Genomic DNA, 26,699 nt, shown 5'->3' on the forward strand with positions numbered 1-26,699 from the left:
ATCTTAGAGCTTCGCCAAATCCTGAATGCGGCTCTCCACCGATTTTTTCTTTTCTTCATAGCCAGCGAGTTTCTCTTTCTCACCAGCAACAACCTGCTCCGGAGCTTTGCTCAAGAAGCCTTCGTTGCTGAGCTTGCCCGTAAGGCGTTTGATTTCCTTCTCGAGTTTCTCCAGCTCTTTATTGAGGCGGGCTGTCTCCTTCTCCACGTCGATAAGGCCCTTGAGAGGTAGATAGATCTCGACGCCATTTACCACACCAGCCATGGCGTTTTCCGGTGCATCGGCGCCAGCCGGCAGGATGGTGACTGGCTCCGAAGATGCCAGTTTGTCGAGGTAGCCCGTATTCTCAGCAAATACTTCCCGCAAGGACTCATCCTTGAAGTTCAGGATGACTTCGCTCTTCTTGCTCGGAGCAGCCCCAACTTCAGCGCGCATGTTGCGGATGGATTTGATGCTCTCCATAATAGCCGTCATCTGTGCCTCGATATCATCGCTGATACGGGCAGCATCAGCCTGCGGCCACTGGGAGATCATGATGCTCTTGACTTCCTCTGCATGAGGAACCTTCTGCCAGATTTCCTCGGTGAGGAACGGCATGAACGGATGCAGCAAGCGCAGCGTGCCCTCGAGGACATGGGAAAGCACATACAGAGCCGTATTGCGGGCCCGGACATTTTCCGTATCGTAGAGGCGGGCTTTCGTAAGCTCGATGTACCAGTCGCAAAACTCATTCCAGAGGAACTCATAAATCATGCGGCCAGCCTCGCCCAGCTCGAATTTGTCGAGGTTCTCGGTGACGTCGCGGACCGTGCGGGCATAGCGCGAGAGGATCCAGCGGTCAGACAGCGTGTAATCTTCTTCGCTAGGCACGAAATCCTTGTCAAAGCCCTCGAGGTTCATGAGCATGTAGCGGGATGCGTTCCAAATCTTGTTGGCAAAGTTGCGGGCCGACTCGACACGCTCCCAGTAGAAGCGCATGTCATTGCCCGGCGTGTTGCCCGTAATCAGCATGAAGCGCAGCGTATCGGCACCGTACTTCTCGACAACCTCAACCGGGTCGATACCATTGCCCAGGGATTTGCTCATCTTACGGCCCTGGCTATCGCGGACGAGGCCATGGATGAATACGTGCTTGAATGGAATATCCTTGCCAAACTCCAAGCCCATCATGACCATGCGGGCAACCCAGAAGAAGATGATGTCATACCCCGTAACGAGCGTAGCCGTCGGATAGAAATGCTCCAGCTCCTCGGTCTTTTCCGGCCAGCCCATGGTCTCAAAGGGCCAGAGCCCCGAAGAGAACCAGGTATCGAGAACGTCTTCATCCTGATGGATATGCTTGCTGTGGCAGTGCGGGCACTCCGTAAGGTCCGTGCGCGAAACGCTGGTCTCGCCGCAGTCATCGCAGTACCAAGCAGGGATACGATGCCCCCACCAAAGCTGACGGGAAATGCACCAGTCGCGGATGTTTTCCAGCCACTGGATATAGGTCTTGGAGAAACGCTCCGGCACGAACTGGATCTTGCCGCTCTTTACAGCCTCGATAGCCGGCTCAGCCAGGGACTCCATCTTGACGAACCACTGCTTGGAAACCAGCGGCTCAATGGTGCTGTGGCAGCGGGAGCAATGGCCAACGGCATGCTCATGCTCTTCCACCGATACGAGAACGCCGAGCTCCTCCAGCTCTTTGACCAGGGCCTTGCGGCATTCATAGCGGTCCATGCCCTCGTACTTGCCAGCGCCTTCCATCATCTTGCCCGTATTGCTGATGACCTTGATTTCCTCCAAGTGATGACGCTGTCCCATCTCAAAGTCGTTGGGGTCATGGGCCGGCGTAACCTTGACGGCACCCGTACCGAAGGATTTGTCGACATACTCATCGGCAAACAGCGGAATCTCGCGGTTGACGATTGGCAGGATCAGCGTCTTGCCAACGATATCCTTATAGCGTTCATCCTCCGGATGAACGGCAACGCCCGTATCGCCGAACATCGTCTCGGGACGGGTCGTGGCGATTTCGACATACTGGTCCGTGCCTTTGACCTGATAGCGCAGATGCCAGAGATGGCCCTGCTCCGTCTCATGCTCGACCTCGATGTCGGAGATGGCCGTGTTGCAATCCGGGCACCAATTCGTGATGCGCGTGCCCTGATAGATGAGGCCCTTCTCATAGAGGCTTACGAATACCTCGCGGACGGCCTTCGAGCAGCCCTCGTCCATCGTGAAACGCTGACGATCCCAGTCGCAGGAGGAACCCAGCGTACGCAGCTGATACATGATACGGTTGCCGTACTGCTCTTTCCAGTCCCAGACGCGCTCGAGGAATTTCTCACGGCCGAGCTCGTAGCGGTTCGTGCCCTCTTCGCGCAGTGCACCCTCAACTTTGGCCTGAGTCGCGATACCGGCATGATCGCAGCCCGGTACCCAAACCGTGTTGAAGCCCTGCATGCGATGATAACGGATCAGGATATCCTGCAGGGTATTGTCGAGGGCATGGCCCATGTGCAGCTGGCCCGTGACATTTGGCGGCGGAATAACCATGCTGTAGGGTTTCTTGCTCTTGTCTACCTCAGCATGGAAGAATTTATTCTCCTCCCAATACTGATACCATTTCTTCTCGAACGACTGCGGGTCGTAAACCTTCGGGATGTTGTTTCCCTGTTCCTGATTCTCTGCCATGATAAACCTCCTAAAACTAAATAAAGCGCTCTCGTCCAAAAGGACGAAAGCGCCTGCCTTCGTGGTACCACCTATCTTCCCATGCAGATAAAACCTGCATGACTCTAAGCCGTAACGTGGCTGACGGCCCTGCCTACGTCGCTTTCAGCAGGGCAACTCCGAAGCTACCTTCCAGACACCGGATGCAGAGACTTCCACCTGCCGTCTCCTCTCTGAGGCACCGATTGCTGTACTCCTCTTCTTCCTCGTTGTTGTCGATTTGATGATTCAGATGTCGTTAATTTTATCATACCTGTCCCGCATTTGCAACGCCCGAAATTTTATCTTTTAATAATTGAAACAAATATATTAAGCGATTATACTATAAATAGATTGTAAGCAGGAGTAAAGATTGATATGAATTTTTCGTCCATATCCCTAAGCAAAGCAGCTGCCATCATCACCATCGGCATGGCCTTCACGGTCGTCGTCGTCGGCAGCGTATCGGTCTCGGTTACCAACCAGAACCGTGTCATCATGGGCGTCCAGGCTAATGGCAAGAGCCTTGCCGGCATGACCAAGAAAGAAGTCCATGATTTCTTCCAAAGAGAATCTCAGCAGGCACTCAAGCGGCCAGCTGCCGTGCTGACTTATAAGAATCGCCAGTGGTCCATTGCCCCAGCTGATATCGACCTGCACGGCAAGGTCAACGAGGCGGCTGAAGCCGCTTATGCCATTGGCCGTAATCAGAACGGCATCAGCAATATGATCACGCAGATGACCTGTGCCCTTGTGGGTCGCAATGTCACGATGACCGCGGCCTTTGATAAGGACAAGCTCGATGCCCAGCTCGCCAAGATCCAGCAGCAGCTCGACACGCCGCCGGTCAACGCCGAGGCTCAGCTGCAGAAAAATGGCACCATCAAGAAGACGCCCGGTGTCATCGGCTTGACCCTCGATACGAAACCGATTGCCGAGGAGCTGGCACCGCAGTTCGAGGCCCTGAAGCTGACGGCCAAGGTTGACTTGCAGCCCCAGGAGCATCCTCCCTTCGTCATGGATGCAGACCTTGCGGCCATCGACGGCGTGCTGGCCTCCTACACCACGCGCTTTTATCCTGGCGACCGCGGCGATAATATTGGTCTTGCCGCCAGCCATCTGCAGGGCGCGCTCATACGCAGCCAGTCAACGCTCTCCTTCAACAGCATCGTCGGCCAGCGCACCTATGAGGCCGGCTATAAAGATGCCGGCGTCATCGTCGACGGCGAGCACAAGATTGACGTGGGCGGCGGTGTCTGCCAGGTCAGCAGCACGCTCTACAACGCCGTCCTGCTCGCGGGCATGACCCCAACCGAGCGCGCAAACCACTCGCTGCCATCAGCCTACGTGCCTGCCGGGCGCGATGCGACAGTCGCCGATAATCTGCTGGATTTCGTCTTCCGCAATCCACTGCCGCATCCGGTCTATCTGCGCGTATCCAACACAGGCTCAGCGCTGACCATCTACGTACTCGGCACCAAAGCCGACCTGCAGGGCCAGACCATCGCCCTCGTCACCGAAGGCTCCGCCAAGAATCCGTCGCTCTACCGCATCTGGAAACGCAACGGCCAGGTCGTCGACCGCGAGTACCTGCATACCGATCATTACTCCGATCCGAAAGAAACATGATATACAGCAAAGTGCCGCAAGCTTTTCAATCAGCTTGCGGCACTTTTTCATTCGTTCTTCTCTTCGAGCAGCGGCTTGAGGAATTTACCCGTATAAGACTCTTTTACTTTGACAATGTCCTCCGGCCGCCCCTCGGCAACGATGGTTCCGCCATTGCTGCCGCCCTCGGGGCCCAGGTCGATGATATGGTCGGCCGTCTTGATGACGTCGAGATTGTGCTCGATGATGACCACTGTATCGCCGCCATCCACCAGACGCTGCAGGATGTCCAGCAGCTTATGGATGTCAGCCGTATGCAGGCCTGTCGTGGGCTCATCGAGGATGTAGAGGGTGCGGCCCGTGCTGCGGCGAGAAAGCTCCGTCGCCAGCTTGACGCGCTGGGCCTCGCCGCCCGACAGCGTCGTCGCGGGCTGGCCGAGCTTGATATAGCCAAGACCGACATCCTGGATGACCTGCAGCTTGCGGGCGATGCGCGGCACATTCTGGAAGAACTCCACAGCCTCATCGATGGTCATCTCAAGAACCTCTGAAATATTCTTGCCCTTGTAGCGCACCTCAAGGGTCTCGCGATTATAGCGCGCGCCTTTGCAGACCTCGCAGGGCACATAGACATCGGGCAGGAAATGCATCTCAATCTTGAGGATTCCATCGCCCTTGCAGGCCTCACAGCGACCGCCCTTTACGTTGAAACTGAATCTGCCCGCCTTGTAGCCGCGCATCTTCGACTCAGCCGTCTGACTGAACAGCTCGCGGATGGCATCAAAGACCCCTGTGTAAGTCGCCGGATTCGAACGCGGCGTGCGGCCGATTGGCTGCTGATCGATATCAATAATCTTGTCGATATGCTCAAGCCCCTTGATTTTCTTATGCTTGCCTGGCTTACCCTTGGAATGATAGAGCCGTGAGGCAATGCCCTTGTAGAGGATTTCGTTGACGAGCGTACTCTTGCCCGAGCCCGATACGCCGGTTACCAGCGTCATCGTTCCTAAGGGGAATTTGACATCGATGTTCTTGAGGTTATTCTCCTGTGCCCCTACCACTTCAATGAACTTGCCATTTCCCGGACGGCGTTTGCTTGGCACCGGGATGAACTTGCGCCGCGATAGATAAGCTCCGGTCACCGAATCCTTGACCTGCATGATTTCCTTGGCCGTGCCCTGCGCGACAATCTGCCCGCCATGGGCACCAGCCCCAGGGCCGATATCGATGATATGATCAGCCGCATACATCGTGTCTTCATCATGCTCCACCACAATCAGCGTATTGCCAAGGTCTCGCAGATTCTTGAGGGTCGCTAGCAACCGGTTGTTGTCCCGCTGATGCAGGCCGATGCTCGGTTCGTCGAGCACGTAGAGCACGCCCTGGAGCCCTGAACCAATCTGGGTGGCCAGACGGATGCGCTGAGCCTCGCCGCCCGACAGCGTGCCCGCGGCCCGCGACAGCGTCAGATAGTCAAGGCCAACGTTCAGCAGGAAACTAAGACGCGCATGGATTTCCTTTAGAATCTGCACGGCAATCTTCTGCTCCCGGGGCGTAAACTCCACGCCTGCCAGGAAAGTATCGGCCTCCCGGATGGTCATAGCCGTAAGTTCCGCGATATTCTTATCCCCCACCGTAATCGACAACGTCTCGGGCTTTAACCGCGCACCATGGCAGACCGGGCAGTCAATCTCGGTCATATAGTTCTCATAGGACTCGCGCATCTCATCGGAATCCGTTTCCTGATAGCGGCGGTTGAGCATCGGCAGTACGCCCTCAAACTCCACGTTGTACTCCTTGCGCTCGCCAAACATATTCGTATAGTGGAAACGGAATTTCTCATCACCGGCACCATGAAGCAGGACATGGCGGGTCTTCTTGTCCATATCCTTCCATGGCGTATCCACCGTATAGCCATAATCCGTCAGCACCGCCCCAATTACGCACATGCCATAGGAGTGAGGATTCTTCGACAGCGGCGCAAAGACGCCCTGTGCCACCGATAGCGTCACATCGGGCACGACGAGCTCCTCATCAAACTCCATATGACTGCCAAGGCCCATGCAGACCGGGCAGGCACCATAAGGACTGTTAAAGGAGAACATGCGCGGGGTGATTTCCGGCAGGCTGATGCCGCAATCCACACAGGCAAAATTCTCGCTGAACATCAAGAGTTCCCCGTCGACGATCTGCACGTAGACCACGCCCTCGCCCAGTTTCAGCGCCGTCTCCAGGGAGTCAGCCAACCGCTGTTCCATACCCTCGCGAACGATCAGGCGGTCAATGACCACTTCGATCGTGTGCTTTTTCGTTTTCTCAAGCTGGATTTCATCGTTGACATCGTGGACTTCCCCATCGATGCGCACACGCACATAGCCCTCGCGGCGGATATGCTCGAGTACCTTCTTGTGCTCTCCCTTCTTGCCGCGAATTACCTGGGCCATTATAAGCAATTTCGTGCGTTCCGGCAGTTCCTTGATCTGATCGATCATCTGATCCACAGTCTGCTGGGTAATCGGCTTACCGCACTTCGGGCAATGGGGACGCCCCGCCCGCGCATAGAGCAGGCGCAGGTAGTCATAGATTTCCGTCACCGTGCCCACCGTGGAACGGGGATTGTGGCTCGTCGTCTTCTGGTCGATAGAAATCGCCGGCGACAAGCCCTCGATATTGTCCACATCAGGCTTGTCCATCTGGCCGAGGAACTGGCGGGCATAGGACGACAGGGACTCGACATAGCGCCGCTGCCCCTCAGCATAGATGGTATCAAAGGCCAGTGACGACTTCCCCGACCCCGACAGCCCCGTGATGACCACGAGCTTATCCCGCGGGATTTCCACATTGATATTCTTGAGATTATGGGCTCTCGCGCCCTTTATTTTGATGCTGTTTTCCATTGCCTTTTCCTCTTATTTCTTCGGTGGCAGGCTGCCATCGAGTTCCAATATCATATCGCGAAGCTCTGCGGCCCGCTCGAATTCCAGTGCCCGGGAGGCCTGCTGCATCTCGCGGGTAAGGGTCTTGATGAGGTTTTCCTTGTCCTTCTTGGTGAGCTTTTTCTTCTTGCGCTTGCCATCGGCAGAATAATCCGCGGAAGATTCTGCCACCAACGTCGTTTCGATAAGCGGCTTGATGGGCTTCTTGATGGTCTTGGGCACGATGCCGTGCTCGTTGTTATAGGCCTGCTGGATTTCCCGGCGGCGCTCGGTTTCATCAATGGCCCGTTTCATCGAGTCCGTGATGCGATCCGCATACATGATGACATGGCCATTGGCATTGCGCGCCGCCCGGCCGATAATCTGGATAAGGGAGGTATCCGAACGCAAAAAGCCCTCCTTGTCGGCATCGAGGATGGCGATAAGGGAAACTTCCGGCATATCGAGGCCCTCGCGCAAAAGATTGATACCCACCAGCACATCAAACTCGCCAGCGCGCAAATCGTGGATGATCTCAGCGCGCTCAATGGTGGCGATGTCCGAGTGCAGATAGCGAACCTTGACACCTGTTTCCTTCAGGTAATCGGTGAGGTTTTCGGCCATTTTCTTGGTCAGCGTCGTGACCAGCACGCGCTCGTCCTTCGCGATGCGAATCTTTATCTCTGCCAGCAGATCATCAATCTGTCCCTCCAGAGGACGTACCTCAATCTCGGGGTCTAACAGTCCCGTCGGACGGATAATCTGCTGGGCGACCTGCTGGGCTTTACCCAGCTCGTATTTGCCTGGCGTAGCCGAAACGTAAATAATCTGATTGATGCGCGCGGCAAACTCCTCGAAGGTCAAGGGCCGGTTATCAAAGGCCGAGGGCAAGCGGAAGCCGTTTTCCACCAGGGAAACCTTGCGGCTGCGGTCACCAGCGTACATCGCATGGACCTGAGGCAGGGTGACATGGGACTCATCCATGACAATCAGGAAATCCTCCGGGAAATAGTCGAGCAGCGTATAGGGCGCATCCCCGGCCTTGCGGTGAGTGAGATGACGCGAGTAGTTTTCGATACCCGAACAGTAACCCATTTCCTGCATCATCTCGAGGTCATACTTGGTGCGCTGCTCAATGCGCTGTGCCTCCAAGAGCTTCCCCTGTTGCTGGAACATTGCCACCTGCTGCTCCAGCTCCGTGCGGATATCCGCCATGGCAATCTTGAGATCTTCATCCTCGGTGACATAGTGGGAAGCCGGGAAGACCATCACATGGGTGCGCTCGCCGTAGACCTCCCCTGTAACCACATCAAATTCCACCATGCGGTCAATCTCATCACCGAACAGCTCAATGCGCACTGCCCGGTTGTTATAGCCGGCGGGGAATACCTCCACCACATCGCCGCGCACCCGGAACCGGCCGCGCTCAAAGGCGATGTCGTTGCGCTCGTAACGAATCTGCACCAGCTTGCGCAGGATAGCCTCCCGTTCCACCTCCTGCCCCTTGTGCAGGGAAAGCACCATCTCATGATAGCTCTCTGGGGAGCCTAAGCCATAGATGCAGGAAACCGAGGCCACGATGATGACATCACGCCGCTCGAACAGGGAACAGGTCGCCGAGTGACGCAGTTCATCGATTTCATCGTTGATGGAGGAATCCTTTTCAATATAAGTATCCGTCGAGGCGATATAGGCCTCAGGCTGATAGTAATCGTAGTAGCTGACAAAGTAGCCGACGTAATTGTCCGGAAAGAAGGTCTTGAACTCACTGGCCAGCTGAGCCGCCAAGGTCTTGTTATGAGCAATGACCAGCGTCGGCTTCTGCACTTTCTCAATGACCTTGGCTATGGTATAGGTCTTGCCGGTACCAGTGGCGCCCAACAGCACCTGGGCATCCTGGCCATTCGTGATGCCCGCCGCCAAATCGTCGATAGCCTGGGGCTGGTCGCCCATGGGGGCAAACGGTGCCACCACCTTGAAGGGAATATTCGTATCGAATTGGGTTGTATTCAGTTTCGGCACCATCGCCATGACAAGACCTCCTCTGCCTTTTATCGAATGTGTGTACTCTATTATAACGCCATTTTCTCCCTTTTGTCGACCAGCAAAAGCACTCCAATTCCGCATCTTTTGCATACTATTTATATCTTTTCCCGCTTTTCTAGGCAAATACAGCAGGTTATAATAAAGACAACAGCATTCATTTATATTTTTTTACGCATAGGATGTGATTATTATGGAAAAATCATCGTATCTCAAGAATTACGGCTTTGTGCTCTTCATGCTGATTGGCATCGTCTCAGGCACGTTGCTGGGCCTTTACTTCCCTGAGGCCAAAGGCCTGAAACCCCTGGGCGACCTCTTCATCAACTTGATGTTCTGCATCGTCGTGCCCATGGTCTTCGTTTCGATTGCCTCGGCCATCGCCAACATGGACTCTGCGGGCCGCGCCGGCAAAGTCATGGGCATTACCGTAGCCACCTTCTCCATTACGGCACTGATTGCCGCCATTGTCATGTATGGAGTCGTCTCCTGCATTAACATCGTGCCAGTTGGCTTCTCCGTTAGTGAAATGGTGACCTCCACCGAAGAACTCACCAAGATTACCGCCGGGGAACTGCTGGTCAACTTCTTCACAAAGCCTGACTTTGCCGAACTGCTCTCTCGCCGCGCCATGCTGCCGCTGATCATCTTTGCCGTCATCTTCGGCTTCGGCGTTCAGCTCTCAGGCGGCAAAAAGACCATGACGGCCAAACTGCTCGATGACCTGTCGCGCTGCATCATGAAGACGGTCACGATCATCTCCTACTATGCTCCCATTGGTTTCTTTGGCTTCTTTGCCAACCTCGCCGCCACCTACGGCACCGACCTTATGGGTGGCTATGCCAAGACGCTGCTCGTATACTACGGCATGTGCTTTCTCTACATGTTTGTCTTCTTCCCCCTCTATGCCTGGTATGGCGGTGGCCGTCATGCCATCCCTGTCATGTGGCGCAACCTGTTCAAGCCGGCAGCCGTATCCTTTGGCACCTGTTCCTCAGTCGCCACCATTCCTACCAACATGGAGGCCGCCAAAGCCAGCGGCATCTCCAAGGAAGTCACCGATATTGTCATGCCACTGGGTGCCACCATGCACATGGACGGCTCGGCTATGGGCGCCATCGTGAAGGTCGCCTTCCTCTTCGGCATCTCGGGCATGGATTTCAACAGCGGCGACGCCATCCTGGCCATCATCATCGCCGTATTCTCCTCGGTAGCCATGTCTGGCATCCCAGGAGGCGGCGGTGTCGGCGAATTGGTGCTTTGCTCCTTCTTCTTCAACAACAGTGCCGAACAAATGACCATTGCCTACACCCTGGCCCTGGCCATCGGCAATCTCATTGACCCACCAGCTACCATGGTCAACGCCGCTGGCGACTATGTCGCCACCTATATCGTCTCGCGCTATACCGACGGCAAAGACTGGCTGGAGAAAAAACTCACCGATTTCCAAACGGAAACCGAGGCCTGAAACAAAGGATACCACAAAGCCGCTGATTGACCGGTCAAATCTGACTGGTCAATCAGCGGCTTTTCCATTTATCACGGGCAATCATACCACAGGCGGATATTTCTGGAGGATCTGCTTGGCAAGCACGATGCCAATCATTGCTGTCACGAGCTGTGGCCAGCTCATCATGAACAGCATCACCACCTGCATCGGTTCGGGAATCTTCATCATTTGCAGGACCCATTGGGTACCACCATAAAGCAATACCATCTTGACTACGGGACCAAGATACAGGAGCCGTTTATGACGGAAGGCTCCCGCCCAGACAATCAAGGCCATATTCCCCCAAGCTACCACGGGAACCATCCAGGCAATCGGCAGCTGCCCTTGGAAGAACGCACCTAACGGCAACAAACCTCCGATTACTGCGGCCCAATAATTTTTCGTATACCAGATGCTAAGTACCATGACGGTATTGAGCAAGCTACCAATCAAGAACATGTTGACTGGCCCTGGAATCATCGGCAATAACAGCCGGAGACTCTGAAACAAAAAGGCAATGGCCAGGAACATCGCCAATCTTATCCATATTTTCTGCAACGATTATCCCTCTTGACTTGCCGTCAATCAATCTCAGCTGCAGTCAAGATGGAGTCGATCTTCACCTGACGCGTAGCGTTGAGGTCGATGAACTCGCCCCTAGTGGTCTGGACGACCGGCAGCGAGGTGACACGGCTCTCATCGATATAGACGATGCGCCCACGCTCGCCGTTGCTCAGCTGTACCCAGTTGCCATTCAAAGCATGGCAGAGATTCTTGATGAACAGCACGCCGTATTCGGTATCGAGCTTTCCCGCCAGGATATCATCGGACAGGATGGAGAACACATCAAAGGGCGAGCGGCGTTTGGCAAATACGCGGTCGCCAGCCATGGCGTCGTAGATATCCAGGATAGCCAGTACGCGGCCAAAACGGGAAATCTGCTCTTTCTGCAAGCCATTAGGATACCCTGAGCCATCGCAGCGTTCATGATGCTGGAGCACGCCTTCCATGATATCGCGATTCGCCTTGAGCGTTGTCATGCCAATCATGTCATGACCGAACTGGGTATGTTTCTTGATGACATCAAATTCCGCCTCGGTCAAACGCCCTTTCTTATCAAGGATCTCCTCCGAGATACGCATCTTGCCGATGTCGATGAACAGCCCAGCAATGACGAGATTGTACTGATCGAGGACAGACCAATTGAGCCACTTGCCCATAAGGCCGGCCAGGATACCGACATGCAGGCAGTGGTTGATCAGATAGCTGCCCTCACGAGCCATATTGTGAATCTGTGAAACAGCCTTGGCCCCATCACAGAGCTCACGAAAGTTCTTCTCATCCATGATTTCCTGCAATGCCGCCGCATCGAATTCCCCACGTTCTGCCAGATTCGTGAACATCAGCTTGAGCTTGCGATAGACCGTGTCATAACAACTCGTGTACGAATCATCGAGAAGGAACTCTTTGCCAGGAATCTCAACGGTCGGCTCATCTTCCTCAATGTAAACCGAAAAGATTGGGCGATCGAGCAGACTGTAAATCAGCTCCAGCGTCAAGCTCATTCCCTGTCCAATCAGCACATTCATATCGCCATCCATCACATCCCGCCCCACGACCATCCCGGGGCGCAGATTCTCCACTGCATACGCCTTCAACACGAGGTATCATCCTTCCCTTAGAAGTGGTCAATCGCCACCTGACTATCCTTAAGACTATACATGAATTATACCATATCCACGTGCAATCCGTATACACTATTACAGAAAGATAAGAAGCGCTCCCTTCACGGGAGCGCTTCTGACAGGACTATCAGCCCTTGACAACAATATTCACGAGTTTCTTCGGCACACAGATAACTTTGACAATCTGCTTGCCCGCGGTGAGCTCTTTGGCACGCGGCAGTTCCATGACTGCCCTTTCCATAGACTCACGGTCAAGATCCGGCGATACCATGATCTTATCGCGAACCTTGCCGTTGATCTGCAGGACAATTTCAATCTCATCCTGTTTCATAGCTGCCTCGTCGTAAGTCGGCCATTTCTGCTGATGAACACTGCCCTCGACGAACAGATGGCTCCAAAGTTCCTCCGTGATATGCGGAGCGAACGGTGCCAGCATCTTGACGAGGTTTACAGCCATCTCACGGGCAAGGCCTGCATTGAGCTCCTTGTCCTGGAAACCATAGAAGGCGTTGACCAGCTCCATGACAGAGGAGATAGCCGTATTGAACATGAAGCGGTCACGAACATCTTCCGTTACTTTCTTGATGGTGACGTGGAGGATGCGGCGCAATTCCTTCTCGTCCTTCGTCAGTGCCGATACATCATAGCTGTCCTTACCAGCCTTGATGCTCTCCTCAAAGTGACCGAGGATACGCCATACACGGTTGAGGAAACGGTAAGCACCCTCAACACCCTGGTCGCTCCACTCGAGGTCACGGTCAACCGGTGCTGCAAACAGGATGAAGAGGCGAGCCGTATCGGCACCGTACTTGCCGATGATTTCTTCCGGCGATACCACATTGCCCTTGGACTTGGACATCTTCGAGCCATCTTTGAGGACCATGCCCTGAGTCAAGAGGTTCTTGAAGGGCTCATCAAAATCCACGAGGCCAGCGTCTTTGAGAACCTTCGTGAAGAAGCGGGAATACAAGAGATGCAGGATGGCATGCTCGATGCCGCCGATGTACTGATCCACCGGTGCCCAGTAATTGACCTTATCCTTGTCGAACGGTGCCTTGTCGTTGTGGGGATCCGTATAGCGCAGGAAATACCAAGACGAGCAGATGAAGGTATCCATCGTATCGGTCTCACGGGTTGCATCAGCGCCGCATTTCGGGCACTTGCAGTGCAGGAATTTCTCGCTGCTGGCCAGCGGCGATACCGAACCAGCCTCAAAGGATACATCCGTCGGCAACATGACCGGCAGCTGGTCTTCCGGCACGAGGACTTCGCCGCAATGCGGGCAGTTGATGACCGGAATCGGTGCCCCCCAATAACGCTGACGGGAAATCAGCCAGTCGCGCAGGCGGAAGTTGACCTTGCGCTTACCAAAGCCCTGCTCCTCCGCATAATCCATGATGGCCTTGACTGCCTCATGCATATCCATGCCTGTGAACTGAGCCGAGTTGACCAGACGGCCTTCTTTTTCCACATAGGCCTCGGTCATTTCCTCGAGCACCAGCTCCTTATCCTTCGGCTGTAGCGTCAGGATAATCGGCAGGTCGTATTTCTTGGCAAACATCCAGTCACGGGAGTCACCGGAGGGAACGCCCATAACTGCGCCGGTGCCATAGTCAGCCACAACGTAGTTCGTAATCCAGAGCTGTGCTTTCTCTCCGTTGAAGGGATTGACAGCATAAAAGCCCGTGAACATGCCTTCTTTTTCCGATTCGCTGGAAGTACGCTCAATATCGGACTGGTTGCGGACCTTCTGGCAGAAGGCCTTGAGCTCCTCAGCCTTGTCGCTCTTTTCGATAAGCTTGTCCACCAGGGCATTCTCCGGAGCCAGTGCCACGAACGTGATACCATAAGCCGTGTCCGGACGGGTCGTATAGACGACGAGCTTTTCGTCAAGCTCTGGTACGTCCAGGGTAATCTCGAGACCTTCACTGCGGCCAATCCAGTTATCCTGCATCGTCTTGACGCGCTCCGGCCAGCCCTCGAGCTTGTCCAGATCTTTCAGCAGCACATCGGCATAATCGGTAATCTTGAGGAACCACTGAGACAGGTCCTTTTTCTGAACATCGGAATCGCAGCGCCAGCATTTGCCATCGATGACCTGCTCGTTAGCCAGAACCGTGCCGCAGGTATCGCACCAGTTAACCGAGGCTTTTTTCTTGTAAGCAAGGCCCTTCTTATAGAAGAGCTCAAAGAGCCACTGGGTCCACTTGTAGTATTCCGGCGTGCAAGTCAGGACTTCGCGGTCCCAATCGTAGGAGAGACCCATCTTTTTCTGCTGCTTCTCCATGTTTTCGATGTTGCTGAAAGTCCAATCAGCAGGGCTTACCCCATGCTTGATGGCTGCATTTTCAGCCGGCATACCGAAGGAGTCAAAGCCCATCGGATGCAGGACATTGAAGCCCTCCATGGTCTTGTAGCGGGCCATGACGTCACCGATGGCATAGTTACGAACATGTCCCATGTGCAGATTGCCCGACGGATACGGGAACATCTCCAGAGCGTAATACTTCGGACGATTCGGGTCAGCCTCAGTCTTATAGACCTGCTCATTTTCCCACTTGTCCTGCCATTTTTTTTCAATCTCCTGCGGTGAATACTTCTCCAAAACGATCTCCTCCTAAAGAATAGAAAAACCCCCGTCTGCAAAATGCAGCCGGGGATTGAAATTCGCGTTTTACAGCTAAAGCCTATTATACCGTAACTATGGGCACAGCGTCAACTGTTAATCATGTGCATTGTGTAAGAGCTTTTGTTTCTCCTGCTCTTCCTGCCATTTGCGCCGCGCATCCTGATATGACTCGCATTCCAGCGTGAATCCCTTGCCCGATACCTCCGAGGTATCCGACACGATCATAAAGGCCTGGGGGTCGTAATGATCAACGATGGTCTTGACGCGGCTGACCTGCGTGAGCCGCACGACGATGAACAGGATATCCTTGTGCTCGCGCGCAAAACCGCCCTTGCCTTCGATATAAGTAACGCCGCGGTGGACATTCTCCATGATATCCTGGCAGATCTTTTCCGCTGCCGGTGAAACGATGAAAATCGATTTTTCCCGGTTAAGGCCTGCTGCCACACGGTTCGTGAGCTCTGCCGTCACATAGATCGACACCAAAGTATAAAGCGCCTCATCGACGCTGAACATCCAGGCCGACGCCATGACGATGACGAAATTCAGTACGAAGACCACCGTGCCGACGTCAAGCGAATAGAATTTCTTGGCCACGGCCCCGACAACATCAAGGCCGCCTGTATTCGCGTTGGCGCGGAAAATCATACCAAAGCCGATGCCCGCCATGACGCCGCCAAATATTGCACTGAGCATGCCGTCATTGGTCACGTTCCAGTCAACCATGAAATGCGTCGCATCGAGGATCAACGACAAAACGACTGTACCGACAATCGTATCCCAGGCGTAAAGCTTGCCAAATACGCGATAGGCCAGATACAGGATTGGCAAGTTATACGCCAAGTTCTGCATACCGACGGGCAAGCCTGTCAGATAGTAGATGATCAGCGCCACACCACTGATGCCGCCCGTCAATAGATGTGCGGGGATTATGAATAAGTTGAACCCCAGACAGACAATCAGGCAGCCCAACATGATCTGGATATAACGCCCCGCATGTTTCCATATGCCAAAATTACTCATTTTTGTATTCCCGAATCTTCCTCAATTGCTATGTTCCTTAGACCACTTGAAAGAAATCCCGCGATGACTGGTCAGCGATGACTTCCACGGTTCCCTTGGCCAGTTCCAGTTCAGCGGTCAAGCGTTCACATAGCGCTGTCACCACCGGAAATTCTGTGCCGAAGTGGCCAGCATCGATGATGTGCAGCCCCAGCTCCACAGCCTGCTGCGCCTCATGATATTTCACATCGCCGGTCACATAGACATCTGCGCCCACAAAGGCCGCCCGCTGGATGAACTCCGCACCACTGCCGCTACAGATTGCCACCTTGCGCACAGGACGCTGGCCAGCATCCACAAGCCGCACATGCTCCGTGGGCAGGGCATCGCGCACCTGGGCCGCAAAATCCTGCACCGTCATCGGCGCCGGCAGGCTGCCAACGCGCCCCATGCTGACCACCGAGCCATCCTCTTCCTGATGCTCGATGACAAACGCCGACAATTTCGTAAGGCCGATGGCCTGCGCCAGCACATCATTGACGCCACCCTCGGCGATGTCAAGATTCGTATGGGCAGCCGCTACGGCAATATCGTGTTTCAGCAGCTGCTGCAAACGCCGCCCCAGCGGCAGATCCGTCCGCACCTTGCGGATTCCCTTGAAGATCAGCGGATGATGCGCCACGATCATATCAGCGCCAGAAGCCACCGCCTGCTCCACCACCTCATCGCTGACATCGAGGCAGACGAGGATCTTATGGATATCCTGATTCAAGGCGCCCACCAGCAGCCCCGGATTATCCCAATCCTCGGCCAGACGTTTCGGCGCGATGCGCTCGAGCGCATCCATGACCACCTGACATTTTACCATGTGAGCCGTTCCTCCAATTCCTTGACCTGTTCCTTGATAACTGCATATTTCTTGGTCTTGAGTGCTCGTGGGCTCTTCTCCATGCCCGTAAGCACACGGCGCTGCTGGAACAGCAGTGATTCAATATGATGCTTCAAAAGCGGTGACTTTTTCTGCCAAAGCACCGGCCCGATCAACAAGTCGATTGGCTCCGGGCGCACCTGCCGGCCACGCTCTGCCTTGATGATCTCATAGATGCGCCCATCAGCCACCGCCAGTTTCTCATCTGCGATGTGCCAGCTATGGCGATAGAGCCACTTGCGCAACTCCGGCGCACCATTCATCGGCTGCAGCACGAGTGTCTTCAATTTCTTCACCACATCTGGCGACTGCTCGAGGATTTGCGTCATCAAGACGCCGCCCATTCCCGCAATGCAGACGGTATCTACCTCGCCTGGTGCGAGCACCTGCAGGCCATTGCCCAGACGCACCGAAATCTGATCCTCTGCAATGGCATTCTCATGCACAGTACGCTTAGCAGCCTCATACGGGCCCTCATTCAAGTCACCGGCTACCACGAACCCCGCCTTGCCCTCACGGATGAGGGCAATGGCCAGATAGCCATGATCCGTACCGATGTCGGCCGCGCGGCAGCCAATCGGCACAAAATCTGCCAATGCCTGAAGTCTATCATCCAACTGCATGATGATGCCCCCTGTCTAAAAAAATAAAAAGGGTGTAACCTTCCGTTACACCCTTGTGTTTCCAATGGCTCCTCGAGCAGGATTCGAACCTGCGACAGCCTGATTAACAGTCAGGTGCTCTACCGGCTGAGCTATCGAGGAATTAATGGGTCAATGCCGTGCATCAACATTGACTATTATACGCATCAGCTCAGTTCTTGTCAAGAATTTTTTTAGTCCAAGAAATCTTTGAGCTTGCGGCTGCGGCTCGGATGACGCAGCTTACGAAGTGCCTTGGCCTCAATCTGACGGATACGCTCACGCGTGACGCCGAAATTCTGACCAACTTCCTCCAAGGTGCGTGCCCGGCCATCATCAAGACCAAAACGCAGGCGCAGGACCTTTTCCTCACGCGGCGTCAGCGTATCGAGCACTTCCTCGAGCTGCTCCTTGAGCAGCATGAACGAGGCAGCATCAGCCGGTGCCGGTGCATCCTGGTCCTCGATGAAGTCGCCCAGATGGGAATCCTCTTCCTCGCCAATTGGCGTCTCCAGAGAAACCGGCTCCTGAGCAATCTTCATGATCTCGCGTACACGCTCGACCGTGATATCCATCTCCTTGGCAATCTCCTCTGGCGACGGTTCACGGCCCAGCTGCTGCAGCAGCTGGCGGGATACGCGGATGAGCTTGTTGATGGTCTCGACCATATGCACAGGGATACGGATCGTACGTGCCTGGTCGGCGATAGCGCGCGTAATAGCCTGACGGATCCACCAAGTTGCATAGGTACTGAATTTGTAGCCCTTCGTATAATCAAATTTCTCGACAGCCTTGATAAGACCAAGGTTACCCTCCTGGATCAAATCCAGGAACAGCATGCCACGGCCAACATAGCGCTTGGCAATACTGACAACCAGACGCAGGTTAGCCTCAGCCAGGCGCTTCTGCGCCATTTCGTCGCCTTCCTGCATGCGCTTAGCAAGCACGACCTCTTCCTCAGCCGTCAACAGAGGTACACGGCCGATTTCCTTCAGATACATGCGAACCGGGTCATCGATGCTGACACCTTCTGGCACGGAGAGGTCAATCTCAACCTCTTCGTCCTTGTCATCGATATCGACCTCATCATCGGACTGGTCACTGCTATTCGAATCATCGATAATCTCGATCCCTTTCCTGCTGAAGGTATCATACATCGTATCTATCTCATCTGGGGAAAGGTCCTGCGTCTGCAGTGCCTCAACCAGCTCCCCATAGGTTAACGTACCGCCATTTCTCTTGCCGCGCGACAAGAGGTTCTCCACGATCTCCGAGCTGCGGTTCTTGCTGCCAGCCTCAGCCTGAATGTTTTTAGCCTCAGCCATTCAGCATCCCCCTTTCCTCACATTCCATGACTACCAATCTATTCAAATCACAATTCATCCATTTCATCTTTTATTCTCATAACCTCATTCAGTTCATCGACATAGGCTGTATTTCCCGCCTTCATATATTCATCAGCCTTGCGGGAATGTTCCACGAACAGCATATTAAGATAGGCTTTCCTGAGCACTTTCAGGGAGTCATTGTAGGCTTCGGTTTCCGCACGTCCGCCTAAATCCTCAACCAGAGCCCGAGAGAGTTCTGCCGCCGCGTCCTCACTGAGGTTCTCCGCGGCCGTAACATCATCTGGAGCCTGTCCCTGGCTGCTCAAATCCTGCAGGAACAACAGGATTTCACGCTGGACTGGGTCACTGACACCGTCAAGGGGCAGCACCGAACTTACATGGTGGATCAGCGAGATATCCTGCCAAACCATGCGAACGACAATGCGCCCAGCCCGTCTGAGTGCATTATCCTGCTGCTGTACCGCCTGCCGGATAGGAGCGCGAACCGGTCCTGCCTCCTCAGGAACCGCCCCCCGGGCATAACGCCGAAGCTCATCACGCACGACACCCTCGTCCAGCAACAAGATCTGCGCGAGCTTCTTTTCATATTCGCTGCGTACCGCTGTCTCTCTTACTCCGGCCAATACCGGCAGCATCTCATGCAGTGCCCTGACCTTCCCATCGAGCGTGTCATAATTGACATGCTTGAGGACATACTGCAAACGGTACTCAACCAGTGGCAGAGCTTCTTTAACCAAAGCGCGGAATGCGTCTGCCCCATGCTTGCGAATGTATTCATCAGGATCCTTGCCATCGGGAACAACGATGACCCTGACAACAGCGCCCGTGTCACGTACGATGGATAATGCCCGAATCGTGGCTTTCTGGCCAGCCTCATCGCTGTCATAGCAAAAATAAATATCCGGCGCATAGCGCAGAAGTTTCTGGCAATGTTCTACCGTGAATGCCGTCCCCAGTGATGCCACGACGTTCCTGACGCCGGCACCGAAGACCGAGATAGCATCCATATAGCCTTCTACGACGATGGCATAGCCTGCCTGCTGGATGGCCCGATGGGAGCGATCCAGACCAAAAAGGATTTTCCTCTTATTAAACAATATCGTCTCTGGTGTATTGAGGTACTTCGGTGTACTGTCATCGAGCACCCGGCCGCCGAAACCGACCACCCGGCCGCGCTCATCCGCTATCGGGATGATCACGCGATTGCGGAACCGATCGTAAAGTCCGCCGCCATTATTGCGCTCTGCTGCGAGCCCGCTTGCCAATAAAAATTCCTGCTTCACTCCACGCTTTGCAAAGGCTGTGGACAACTTATCCCAGGCATTCGGGGCAAATCCCAGCTTGAACTCTTCAATGGTCTCGGGCGAGATATCACGGCCAGCAAAATACGCCTTACCAGCCTCGCCATAACGCGTCATCGTCAGACAATTATGGAAGAAATCCCGCGCCATCTCATTAACCTTGCGCAAATCCGCCATCTCCCGTTCCCGGGCGATTTCCTGCGGTGTGCGCTGCCGTTCCGGCAAGGGGATTCCCAGTTTTTCTGCCTGCAGCTTGATGGCCTCGAAATACGTGACATTCTCAATCATTGAAAGGAACTTGAAAACATTGCCACCGGCATGACAGCCAAAACAGTAGAAAAAACCTTTATCCGGAACGACGGAAAAAGAAGGAGTCTTCTCGTTATGGAAAGGACAGCAGCCCCAATAACGATTTCCCTTGCGCTTTAAGGGAACATAGCTCTGGATGACATTGACGATGTCGGACTGGGAGCGAACCTGCTCCACAAATTCATCCATTCTCTCGCTGCGCATACTCGACCCCTTGCTGATACCCAAAGTTAGATACTTTATAATAAGGTACCTGTATGTGATTCGCCATTAACGACAAATTTCCTGCTTTTCGTGAAAATTTCTTACGAAAGCAGCATCACTAACATACAGCCCTTTTTACTATTTATATTCCCGCAAACTTGCCAATATCCTTTTTCCTATTGACAAATTTAAAATTTTTTGTCTCAATGAACCATGAGTCCCACCGGCGGCATGTATATCTCATGGAAAAGCTGCACGGCATAGCTGTCCGTAAGACCAGCCACGTAATCCGTGACAATCTTCTGCCTGCCCCAGCGTTTCTCCCGACTGATGAATTCCTCCGGCAGTTCATTAAAATGCTGCAAGAACCATCCATATAATTCCCTGAGCACATAAACAGCCTGACGGCGTTCATGGGCCAAGGTCTCTGAATGATAGATGCGCTCAAACATGAAATTGCGGAAGACATCCATGACTTCTTTCACTTCATCAGAAAGACTGACATCATCCTTGTCCATCGAATTAACAATCATGTCCGAAACCATGCTCGTAATCATATGCGAGGTATCTTCCCCGAGCCTCTCATAGACTATAGCTGGCAAATCGCCCGGCTGCAGCAGTCCTGCCCGCAGGCTGTCATCGTAATCATGACAGAGATAAGCGATACGGTCAGCGGTCCGCACGATACGCCCTTCGAGAGTCTTTGGCAGCACGCTGCCCGTATGGTTTACGATGCCATCCTTGACCTCAAAAGTAAGATTCAGTCCCTGTCCACCACGCTCCAGGAATTCAACGACGCGCAGGCTCTGCTCGTTATGCGCAAAATGACCGGTAAGTTCAGCCATAGCAGCCTCACCGGCATGACCGAAAGGCGTATGCCCAACATCATGACCGAGGGCAATGGCCTCAGTCAGATCCTCATTGAGTCGCAGGCCACGGGCAATCGTCCGTGAAATCTGCGAAACCTCCAAGCTATGGGTCATACGCGTGCGATAGTGATCGCCTGCGACGATATAGACCTGTGTCTTATGCTTGAGCCGGCGAAAGGATTTCGAATGGAGAATGCGATCGCGGTCCCGCTGAAACGACGTCCGGAACGGACACTCCTCCATCGGATATTTCCGATGGGCCTCGCGGCTCTTGGCCGCATATGGCGAAAGGATCTCATATTCCTGCGCCTCAAGACGTTCCCTTACATTCATGAATTCTAACCTCCTTTTTGCAGGGTTTCCTTTTTATATTACACTATTTCCGTCAAAAAGTCTCGTCTTTTTCCTTTTTTTTCGTCATTTTTTTCAAAAAAACGCTTGCCAATCTTATGTTTTTCATGCTGCCAACGCTTTTGCAAAAATTTTTCCTTTGGCGTACAATAAAAAGAAAAAGCACCCCGAAAAGGAGGTTTCCATCTATGAAACATTTTCCTTTGCTGCTGGCTGCCACTGCGCTCGGACTCCTCGCGCTCTCTGCGCCGCAGCCGGCCACAGCCGCGCCACGAACCATCACGATGAGCATCACCGATAATATCATCAAGGGCCGTGACAAGGCCATCGTCACAGCTGACCACAGTGATTACAACGAATCTACCGCACGCTACACCTTGCAAGGCAATGTCAAGATCCAGTTCGGCAATCGCACCATCTTGACCGATGCGGCCAAGATCAGCACCCAGACCCTGCAGCTCTGGACAGAGGGCAATACTAAGCTCAACGAAGGGGAGCTCTGTTTCTCAGGCGGTGCCGTCTACGCGGAGCTGGCTGGCAATGTCGCCTGGTTCTTTGGCCCGAACTGCAGTCTCGAGCGTCCGGGGCTTGCCATCCACTCCGACAATATGGCTTACCACTGGGACAAACAGACCGCCGTCTTTGACGGCCATGTGATCTGCATCTATAAGGGCGAGCATCGCGCCGCTGCCCATCTGGAATTCGATCTGGCCAACGACGAAATCCATTGACCGATAAAAAAGAACCATGGAACACAGTGAGATCCACTGCATTCCATGGTTCTATTTTTATGTCATTTCAGCTTAGAGCACAACCTTCGAGAAGTCAGCTACGCGATTGACCAGTGCGTCAATCGACTTGAGCAGGCCCAGGCGGTTATTCTTGACCTTTTCGTCCTTATCCATGACCATGACGCCATCGAAGAACGCATCGATGGGCTGGGAGAGTTCCGTCAGAGCATCGATGGCCCCCGTGTAATCCTGGCCCTTGACTAGGCTCTCAACGGCGCTGGCCGTCGACGTATAGGCCTGATACAGTGCCTTCTCCTCATCAACCGTGAAGAGAGCGGCATCGACAGCAGCCGAATCTGCTTTCTTGGCCAGGTTGGCAGCGCGAACAAAGGCCTGGATGTTGGCCGTAGCCGCATCACTTGCGACGAACTTCGCCACAGCAGCAGCGCGCAGGCTGACCGCATAGAGATCATCGACATTTTCGAGCACAGCATCGACCACATCATAGCGGACATCTTCCAGCACGTTCTTGAGACGCAGGCGCATGAAGTCAGCCACATCCTGCTGCATCTTCGTGCGGGCAGCCTCATCCGTGATCTGGTAAAGGTCCATAGCTTTCGCAACGATCTTGGCAAGGCTCAGCGTGTATTTGGCCTCAATCAGCATATGTACAAGACCGAGAGCCTGGCGGCGCAATGCGAACGGATCCTGGGAACCCGTCGGAATCTTGCCGCGGCTGAACGTACCGACAATCGTGTCGATCTTGTCAGCCAGCGAAACGATGCGGCCAGCCTCAGACTGCGGCTGGTTGTCGCCAGCAAAGCGCGGCATGTAGTGCTCGTCGATAGCGATGGCAACCTTCTCGCACTCGCCATCGAGCTTAGCATACTCGCGGCCCATGATGCCCTGGAGCTCCGTGAACTCCTGTACCATGCCCGTCACGAGGTCAGCCTTGCAGAGTTCAGCAGCACGTCTAGCATGTTTATGAGCCTTCTCATCAGCACCAAGTTCATCGGCAATGAAGTCAGCCAGTTCCATGAGGCGCTCGGATTTCTCATACATCGTACCGAGGCCCTGCTGGAATACGACCGTCTTGAGTTTTTCGCGGTGCTCTTCGAGGCTCTTCTTGCGGTCTTCATCGAAGAAGAACTGCGCATCGTCGAGGCGGGCGCGCAGCACGCGCTCGTTGCCGTGCTGGACGGTCTCAAGATGCTCCTTGCCGCCGTTGCGGACCGTGATGAAGAGCGGCAGCAGGCTGCCGTCAGCAGCCTTGACCGGGAAGTAACGCTGATGGTCACGCATCGGCGTAATGACCGTCTCCGGCGGCAGTGCAAGATATTTCTCCTCGAACTTGCCGCAGAGGGCCGTCGGATACTCGACGAGATAGAGAACCTCTTCGAGCAGATCTTCTGTGATCTCGGCCTTGCCGCCGTTAGCCTTGGCAACTTCTTCGATCTGCTCGCGGATCATAGCCTTGCGCTTATCCTGATCGACAATGATGAAGTTTTCCTCGCAGGCCTTCTCGTAGCTGTCGGCATCAGCAATCTCAAAATCGCCCTGGGACAGGAAACGGTGGCCGCGAGAGGTGCGGCCCGATTTGACCTCAGCCACCTCAAACGGGATGACCTCGTTATCGAGCAGGGCCACAATCCAGCGCAGCGGACGGATGAACTTGAAGTCCAGGTCGCGCCAGCGCATATTGTTCGGGAAGGACAGGCCGCAGATAAGGTCTTTGAGCAGCTCCTGCAAGAGGTCAGCCGTAGCTTTGCCCTCTTCATGAACCATCGCATAGACATAGCCGTCTTTTTCCACCAGGTCTTTCGGGTCAACTCCCTGACCGCGGGCAAAGCCCTGAGCGGCCTTGGACGGATTGCCATCAGCATCGAAAGCGATCTGCACCGACGGGCCGCGGTTCTCGCTGGAAACATCTTCCTGTTTCTCCGCCAAATCTTTTACGATGAGTGCCGTACGGCGCGGCGTACCAATCGTGCGGACGCTGCCAAAGGCAATGCGGTTCTCTTTGAATGCCTTTTCCGCATTCTCTTTCAGCTGGGCAAGGATGCCCGGCATGACATGGGCCGGAACTTCTTCCGTGCCGATTTCCAGTAATAAATCCTTGCTCATGCTCACTTCTCCCCTCTATGCAACATCGGATAGCCCAGCTCCTCGCGCTGTTTCAGATAGCACTCAGCGCAGAGGCGGGCCAGCTTGCGGACACGGCCGATGAACGCCGTACGCTGCGATACCGAGATAGCGCCGCGGGCATCCAGCAGGTTGAAGGTATGGGAGCACTTGAGCACGTAGTCATAAGCCGGATGGACATAGCCCTCGGCGATGACGCGGACAGCCTCAGCCTCGTATTTGTCGAAGAGCTCAAACAAGAGCTTCTCATCAGAAAGGTCAAAAGCATAAGCCGACTGCTCATACTCGTTCTGATGGAAGACATCGCCATAGGTGTAGTCATCCGTCCACTGGATGTCGTAGACGTTCTCGACACCCTGGATGTACATGGCGAGACGCTCCAGGCCGTACGTGATTTCCGAGGCTACCGGCTTGATGTCCTGGCTGCCCACCTGCTGGAAATAGGTGAACTGCGTGATTTCCATGCCGTCGAGCCAGACTTCCCAGCCCAGTCCCCAAGCACCTAACGTCGGGGATTCCCAGTTATCCTCAACGAAACGGATATCGTGTTTCTTCGGGTCAATGCCGAGACGCTCAAGACTCTCGAGATAGAGCTCCTGAATGTTGTCCGGCGACGGTTTCATGATGACCTGGAACTGATGGTGCTGATACAGGCGGTTCGGGTTATCGCCATAGCGGCCATCAGCCGGACGGCGGGACGGCTCAACATAGGCAACATGCCATGGCTCCGGCCCAAGTACGCGCAGGAACGTGGACGGATTCATCGTGCCGGCGCCCTTTTCGACATCATAGGGTTCGGCCAGGATGCAGCCCTGTTCCGACCAGAATTTCTGCAGGGCCAGGATGATTTCCTGAAATTTCATGGGAACAACTCCTCTTCAAATAAATCTGCTACGGAAACGCAAAAAAGTCCCGCCCCCGTAACGTTATCGTTACAGGGACGAGACTTGCCATTCAAGATCCCGCGGTTCCACCCTGATTGGTTTCCATCTAGGAAGCCCACCTCATCATATAGGGTTCCGCTCCAAAGTGCCGTTCATCACCTATTGACAGCCTTTCACCATCGCCATCTCGCTAAAGTCAGGGACTACTCTTCTTCTTCATCGCTGTCTACGAGTTTAGCAAAATCGTGGATACTTGTCAACTCCCAGCATCACTTCGTGAGCTTGATGCCCGGGATGATGGTCTCATCGATCTGTTTGCCGATGCCATCGCTTTTTTCCTTCGGATAGGCCAGCGTGACCAACCAGGATTCCTCTGCATCATCGATATAAACGACCTTGAGCACCTCATCCTCGCCGCGCATCTTGCAGTTCACCGTGGTCACGACAGCATCACGGCCATCGATGGTCATCTGTTTCTCATCCGTTGTGACATTCGTCATCTTGGCTGCCTTCGCCAGGGACTGGATGTAAGTTGCCCGCATCGCCTTGCCCATATCAGCATAGAACTGCTTGGCCTTAGGCTCCTTGAGCGAGCCATAGTTTTTCTCGATGCCCTGCCGGTCAAAGGTACTCGCCGTGAACTCTGCCATATGGATATCCTCACCAGTCGGCCGTTCCATGCAGCTCTGGCGTTTCTTGATAGCCACTGCCAGCTGCTGGTTTACAGGGACATCCTTCATGACGCCGCCCACCGAAAACGGCATCTCCAGCGAAAGCTTATAGACCTCTCCCTGCACGGACACCTGCTGCAGCGGCTTATCGCCAAAACAACCCGTCAGAGATATACACATCACCAGCAACAGCAGCGATGCCAGCAGTATCTTGTGTTTCTTCATTGCGTTAACCCTTTCATCAAAAGACC

The 26,699-nt window shown here is 54.2% G+C and carries 19 protein-coding genes, 1 tRNA gene and 1 other annotated feature; of the genes, 3 read left to right on the top strand and 17 right to left on the bottom strand.

Annotated elements, in window-relative coordinates; translation table 11 throughout:
* Positions 1–3: 3 nt before the first annotated feature.
* Positions 4–2,679, bottom strand: coding sequence for a valine--tRNA ligase (locus tag BM322_RS03780; RefSeq protein WP_075428579.1), 2,676 nt, complete (start codon positions 2,677–2,679; stop codon positions 4–6).
* A 36-nt stretch (positions 2,680–2,715) separates the two neighbouring features.
* Positions 2,716–2,934 (bottom strand) — a binding site (T-box leader).
* A gap of 141 nt (positions 2,935–3,075) precedes the next feature.
* On the opposite strand from BM322_RS03780, the gene BM322_RS03785 reads away from it, so the two are divergent.
* Positions 3,076–4,326, top strand: a complete 1,251-nt coding sequence (locus BM322_RS03785) for a VanW family protein (RefSeq protein WP_075428580.1) — start codon at positions 3,076–3,078, stop codon at positions 4,324–4,326.
* Between the two features lie 47 nt (positions 4,327–4,373).
* Here BM322_RS03785 and uvrA read toward each other — a convergent pair whose 3' ends face one another.
* Positions 4,374–7,202, bottom strand: a complete 2,829-nt coding sequence (uvrA, locus tag BM322_RS03790; protein ID WP_075428581.1) for an excinuclease ABC subunit UvrA — start codon at positions 7,200–7,202, stop codon at positions 4,374–4,376.
* 12 nt (positions 7,203–7,214) lie between these two features.
* Positions 7,215–9,251, bottom strand: a complete 2,037-nt coding sequence (gene uvrB / locus BM322_RS03795; protein ID WP_074513597.1) for an excinuclease ABC subunit UvrB — start codon at positions 9,249–9,251, stop codon at positions 7,215–7,217.
* 205 nt (positions 9,252–9,456) lie between these two features.
* On the opposite strand from uvrB, the gene BM322_RS03800 reads away from it, so the two are divergent.
* Complete coding sequence (locus tag BM322_RS03800; protein WP_075428582.1) at positions 9,457–10,731, top strand: dicarboxylate/amino acid:cation symporter; 1,275 nt, start codon at positions 9,457–9,459, stop codon at positions 10,729–10,731.
* Between the two features lie 81 nt (positions 10,732–10,812).
* On the opposite strand, the gene BM322_RS03805 is transcribed toward BM322_RS03800, so the two are convergent.
* From BM322_RS03805 to BM322_RS13515, 11 genes are all read right to left on the bottom strand, one after another.
* Positions 10,813–11,310 (bottom strand): hypothetical protein, encoded by a 498-nt coding sequence (locus BM322_RS03805; protein WP_075428583.1) that lies wholly within the window; start codon positions 11,308–11,310, stop codon positions 10,813–10,815.
* Between the two features lie 23 nt (positions 11,311–11,333).
* Positions 11,334–12,413 (bottom strand): HD-GYP domain-containing protein, encoded by a 1,080-nt coding sequence (locus BM322_RS03810; protein WP_075428584.1) that lies wholly within the window; start codon positions 12,411–12,413, stop codon positions 11,334–11,336.
* Between the two features lie 151 nt (positions 12,414–12,564).
* Positions 12,565–15,042, bottom strand: a complete 2,478-nt coding sequence (gene leuS / locus BM322_RS03815; RefSeq protein ID WP_075428585.1) for a leucine--tRNA ligase — start codon at positions 15,040–15,042, stop codon at positions 12,565–12,567.
* Between the two features lie 117 nt (positions 15,043–15,159).
* Positions 15,160–16,089 (bottom strand): YitT family protein, encoded by a 930-nt coding sequence (locus tag BM322_RS03820; RefSeq protein ID WP_075428586.1) that lies wholly within the window; start codon positions 16,087–16,089, stop codon positions 15,160–15,162.
* 37 nt (positions 16,090–16,126) lie between these two features.
* On the bottom strand, positions 16,127–16,936 hold the full coding sequence (locus BM322_RS03825) for a Nif3-like dinuclear metal center hexameric protein (protein ID WP_075428587.1): 810 nt from the start codon (positions 16,934–16,936) through the stop codon (positions 16,127–16,129).
* Positions 16,930–17,619: a class I SAM-dependent methyltransferase gene (locus tag BM322_RS03830; RefSeq protein WP_075428588.1), complete on the bottom strand. Its 690-nt coding sequence runs from the start codon at positions 17,617–17,619 to the stop codon at positions 16,930–16,932. The genes BM322_RS03825 and BM322_RS03830 overlap by 7 nt, the downstream gene beginning before the upstream one ends.
* 65 nt (positions 17,620–17,684) lie before the next feature.
* Positions 17,685–17,760, bottom strand: a tRNA-Asn gene (locus tag BM322_RS03835).
* A gap of 71 nt (positions 17,761–17,831) precedes the next feature.
* Positions 17,832–18,962: an RNA polymerase sigma factor RpoD gene (gene rpoD / locus BM322_RS03840; RefSeq protein WP_075428589.1), complete on the bottom strand. Its 1,131-nt coding sequence runs from the start codon at positions 18,960–18,962 to the stop codon at positions 17,832–17,834.
* Positions 18,963–19,009: 47 nt separating this feature from the next.
* Positions 19,010–20,800: a DNA primase gene (gene dnaG / locus BM322_RS03845; protein ID WP_075428590.1), complete on the bottom strand. Its 1,791-nt coding sequence runs from the start codon at positions 20,798–20,800 to the stop codon at positions 19,010–19,012.
* Between the two features lie 203 nt (positions 20,801–21,003).
* A complete protein-coding gene (locus BM322_RS03850) occupies positions 21,004–22,002 on the bottom strand; it encodes a deoxyguanosinetriphosphate triphosphohydrolase (RefSeq protein ID WP_075428591.1) in 999 nt (332 codons plus the stop codon).
* Positions 22,003–22,040: 38 nt separating this feature from the next.
* A complete protein-coding gene (locus BM322_RS13515) occupies positions 22,041–22,217 on the bottom strand; it encodes a hypothetical protein (RefSeq protein WP_177220813.1) in 177 nt (58 codons plus the stop codon).
* Between BM322_RS13515 and BM322_RS03855 the strand changes: the two genes are divergently transcribed.
* Positions 22,209–22,751, top strand: coding sequence for an LptA/OstA family protein (locus tag BM322_RS03855; RefSeq protein WP_075428592.1), 543 nt, complete (start codon positions 22,209–22,211; stop codon positions 22,749–22,751). The two genes, BM322_RS13515 and BM322_RS03855, sit on opposite strands and share 9 nt — an antisense overlap.
* A gap of 72 nt (positions 22,752–22,823) precedes the next feature.
* Here the strand turns inward: BM322_RS03855 and glyS are convergent, their stop codons facing one another.
* The 3 genes from glyS to BM322_RS03870 form a co-directional block, all read right to left on the bottom strand.
* Complete coding sequence (glyS, locus tag BM322_RS03860) at positions 22,824–24,875, bottom strand: glycine--tRNA ligase subunit beta (RefSeq protein ID WP_075428593.1); 2,052 nt, start codon at positions 24,873–24,875, stop codon at positions 22,824–22,826.
* Positions 24,876–24,877: 2 nt separating this feature from the next.
* Positions 24,878–25,756: a glycine--tRNA ligase subunit alpha gene (glyQ, locus tag BM322_RS03865; protein ID WP_033170319.1), complete on the bottom strand. Its 879-nt coding sequence runs from the start codon at positions 25,754–25,756 to the stop codon at positions 24,878–24,880.
* 290 nt (positions 25,757–26,046) lie between these two features.
* Positions 26,047–26,673, bottom strand: coding sequence for a hypothetical protein (locus BM322_RS03870; protein ID WP_075428594.1), 627 nt, complete (start codon positions 26,671–26,673; stop codon positions 26,047–26,049).
* Positions 26,674–26,699 lie beyond the last annotated feature (26 nt).

The organism is Selenomonas sp. GACV-9, from assembly GCA_900116485.1.
Taxonomy (GTDB): domain Bacteria; phylum Bacillota; class Negativicutes; order Selenomonadales; family Selenomonadaceae; genus Selenomonas_A; species Selenomonas_A ruminantium_G.

Coding starts and splice junctions, on each gene's coding strand:
- BM322_RS03780 (WP_075428579.1), bottom strand. CDS start 2,679: ATGGCAGAGAATCAGGAACAGGGAAACAACATCCCGAAGGTTTACGAC.
- BM322_RS03785 (WP_075428580.1), top strand. CDS start 3,076: ATGAATTTTTCGTCCATATCCCTAAGCAAAGCAGCTGCCATCATCACC.
- uvrA (WP_075428581.1), bottom strand. CDS start 7,202: ATGGAAAACAGCATCAAAATAAAGGGCGCGAGAGCCCATAATCTCAAG.
- uvrB (WP_074513597.1), bottom strand. CDS start 9,251: ATGGCGATGGTGCCGAAACTGAATACAACCCAATTCGATACGAATATT.
- BM322_RS03800 (WP_075428582.1), top strand. CDS start 9,457: ATGGAAAAATCATCGTATCTCAAGAATTACGGCTTTGTGCTCTTCATG.
- BM322_RS03820 (WP_075428586.1), bottom strand. CDS start 16,089: ATGAGTAATTTTGGCATATGGAAACATGCGGGGCGTTATATCCAGATC.
- BM322_RS03825 (WP_075428587.1), bottom strand. CDS start 16,936: ATGGTAAAATGTCAGGTGGTCATGGATGCGCTCGAGCGCATCGCGCCG.
- BM322_RS03830 (WP_075428588.1), bottom strand. CDS start 17,619: ATGCAGTTGGATGATAGACTTCAGGCATTGGCAGATTTTGTGCCGATT.
- rpoD (WP_075428589.1), bottom strand. CDS start 18,962: ATGGCTGAGGCTAAAAACATTCAGGCTGAGGCTGGCAGCAAGAACCGC.
- dnaG (WP_075428590.1), bottom strand. CDS start 20,800: ATGCGCAGCGAGAGAATGGATGAATTTGTGGAGCAGGTTCGCTCCCAG.
- BM322_RS03850 (WP_075428591.1), bottom strand. CDS start 22,002: ATGAATGTAAGGGAACGTCTTGAGGCGCAGGAATATGAGATCCTTTCG.
- BM322_RS03855 (WP_075428592.1), top strand. CDS start 22,209: ATGAAACATTTTCCTTTGCTGCTGGCTGCCACTGCGCTCGGACTCCTC.
- BM322_RS13515 (WP_177220813.1), bottom strand. CDS start 22,217: ATGTTTCATAGATGGAAACCTCCTTTTCGGGGTGCTTTTTCTTTTTAT.
- glyS (WP_075428593.1), bottom strand. CDS start 24,875: ATGAGCAAGGATTTATTACTGGAAATCGGCACGGAAGAAGTTCCGGCC.
- glyQ (WP_033170319.1), bottom strand. CDS start 25,756: ATGAAATTTCAGGAAATCATCCTGGCCCTGCAGAAATTCTGGTCGGAA.
- BM322_RS03870 (WP_075428594.1), bottom strand. CDS start 26,673: ATGAAGAAACACAAGATACTGCTGGCATCGCTGCTGTTGCTGGTGATG.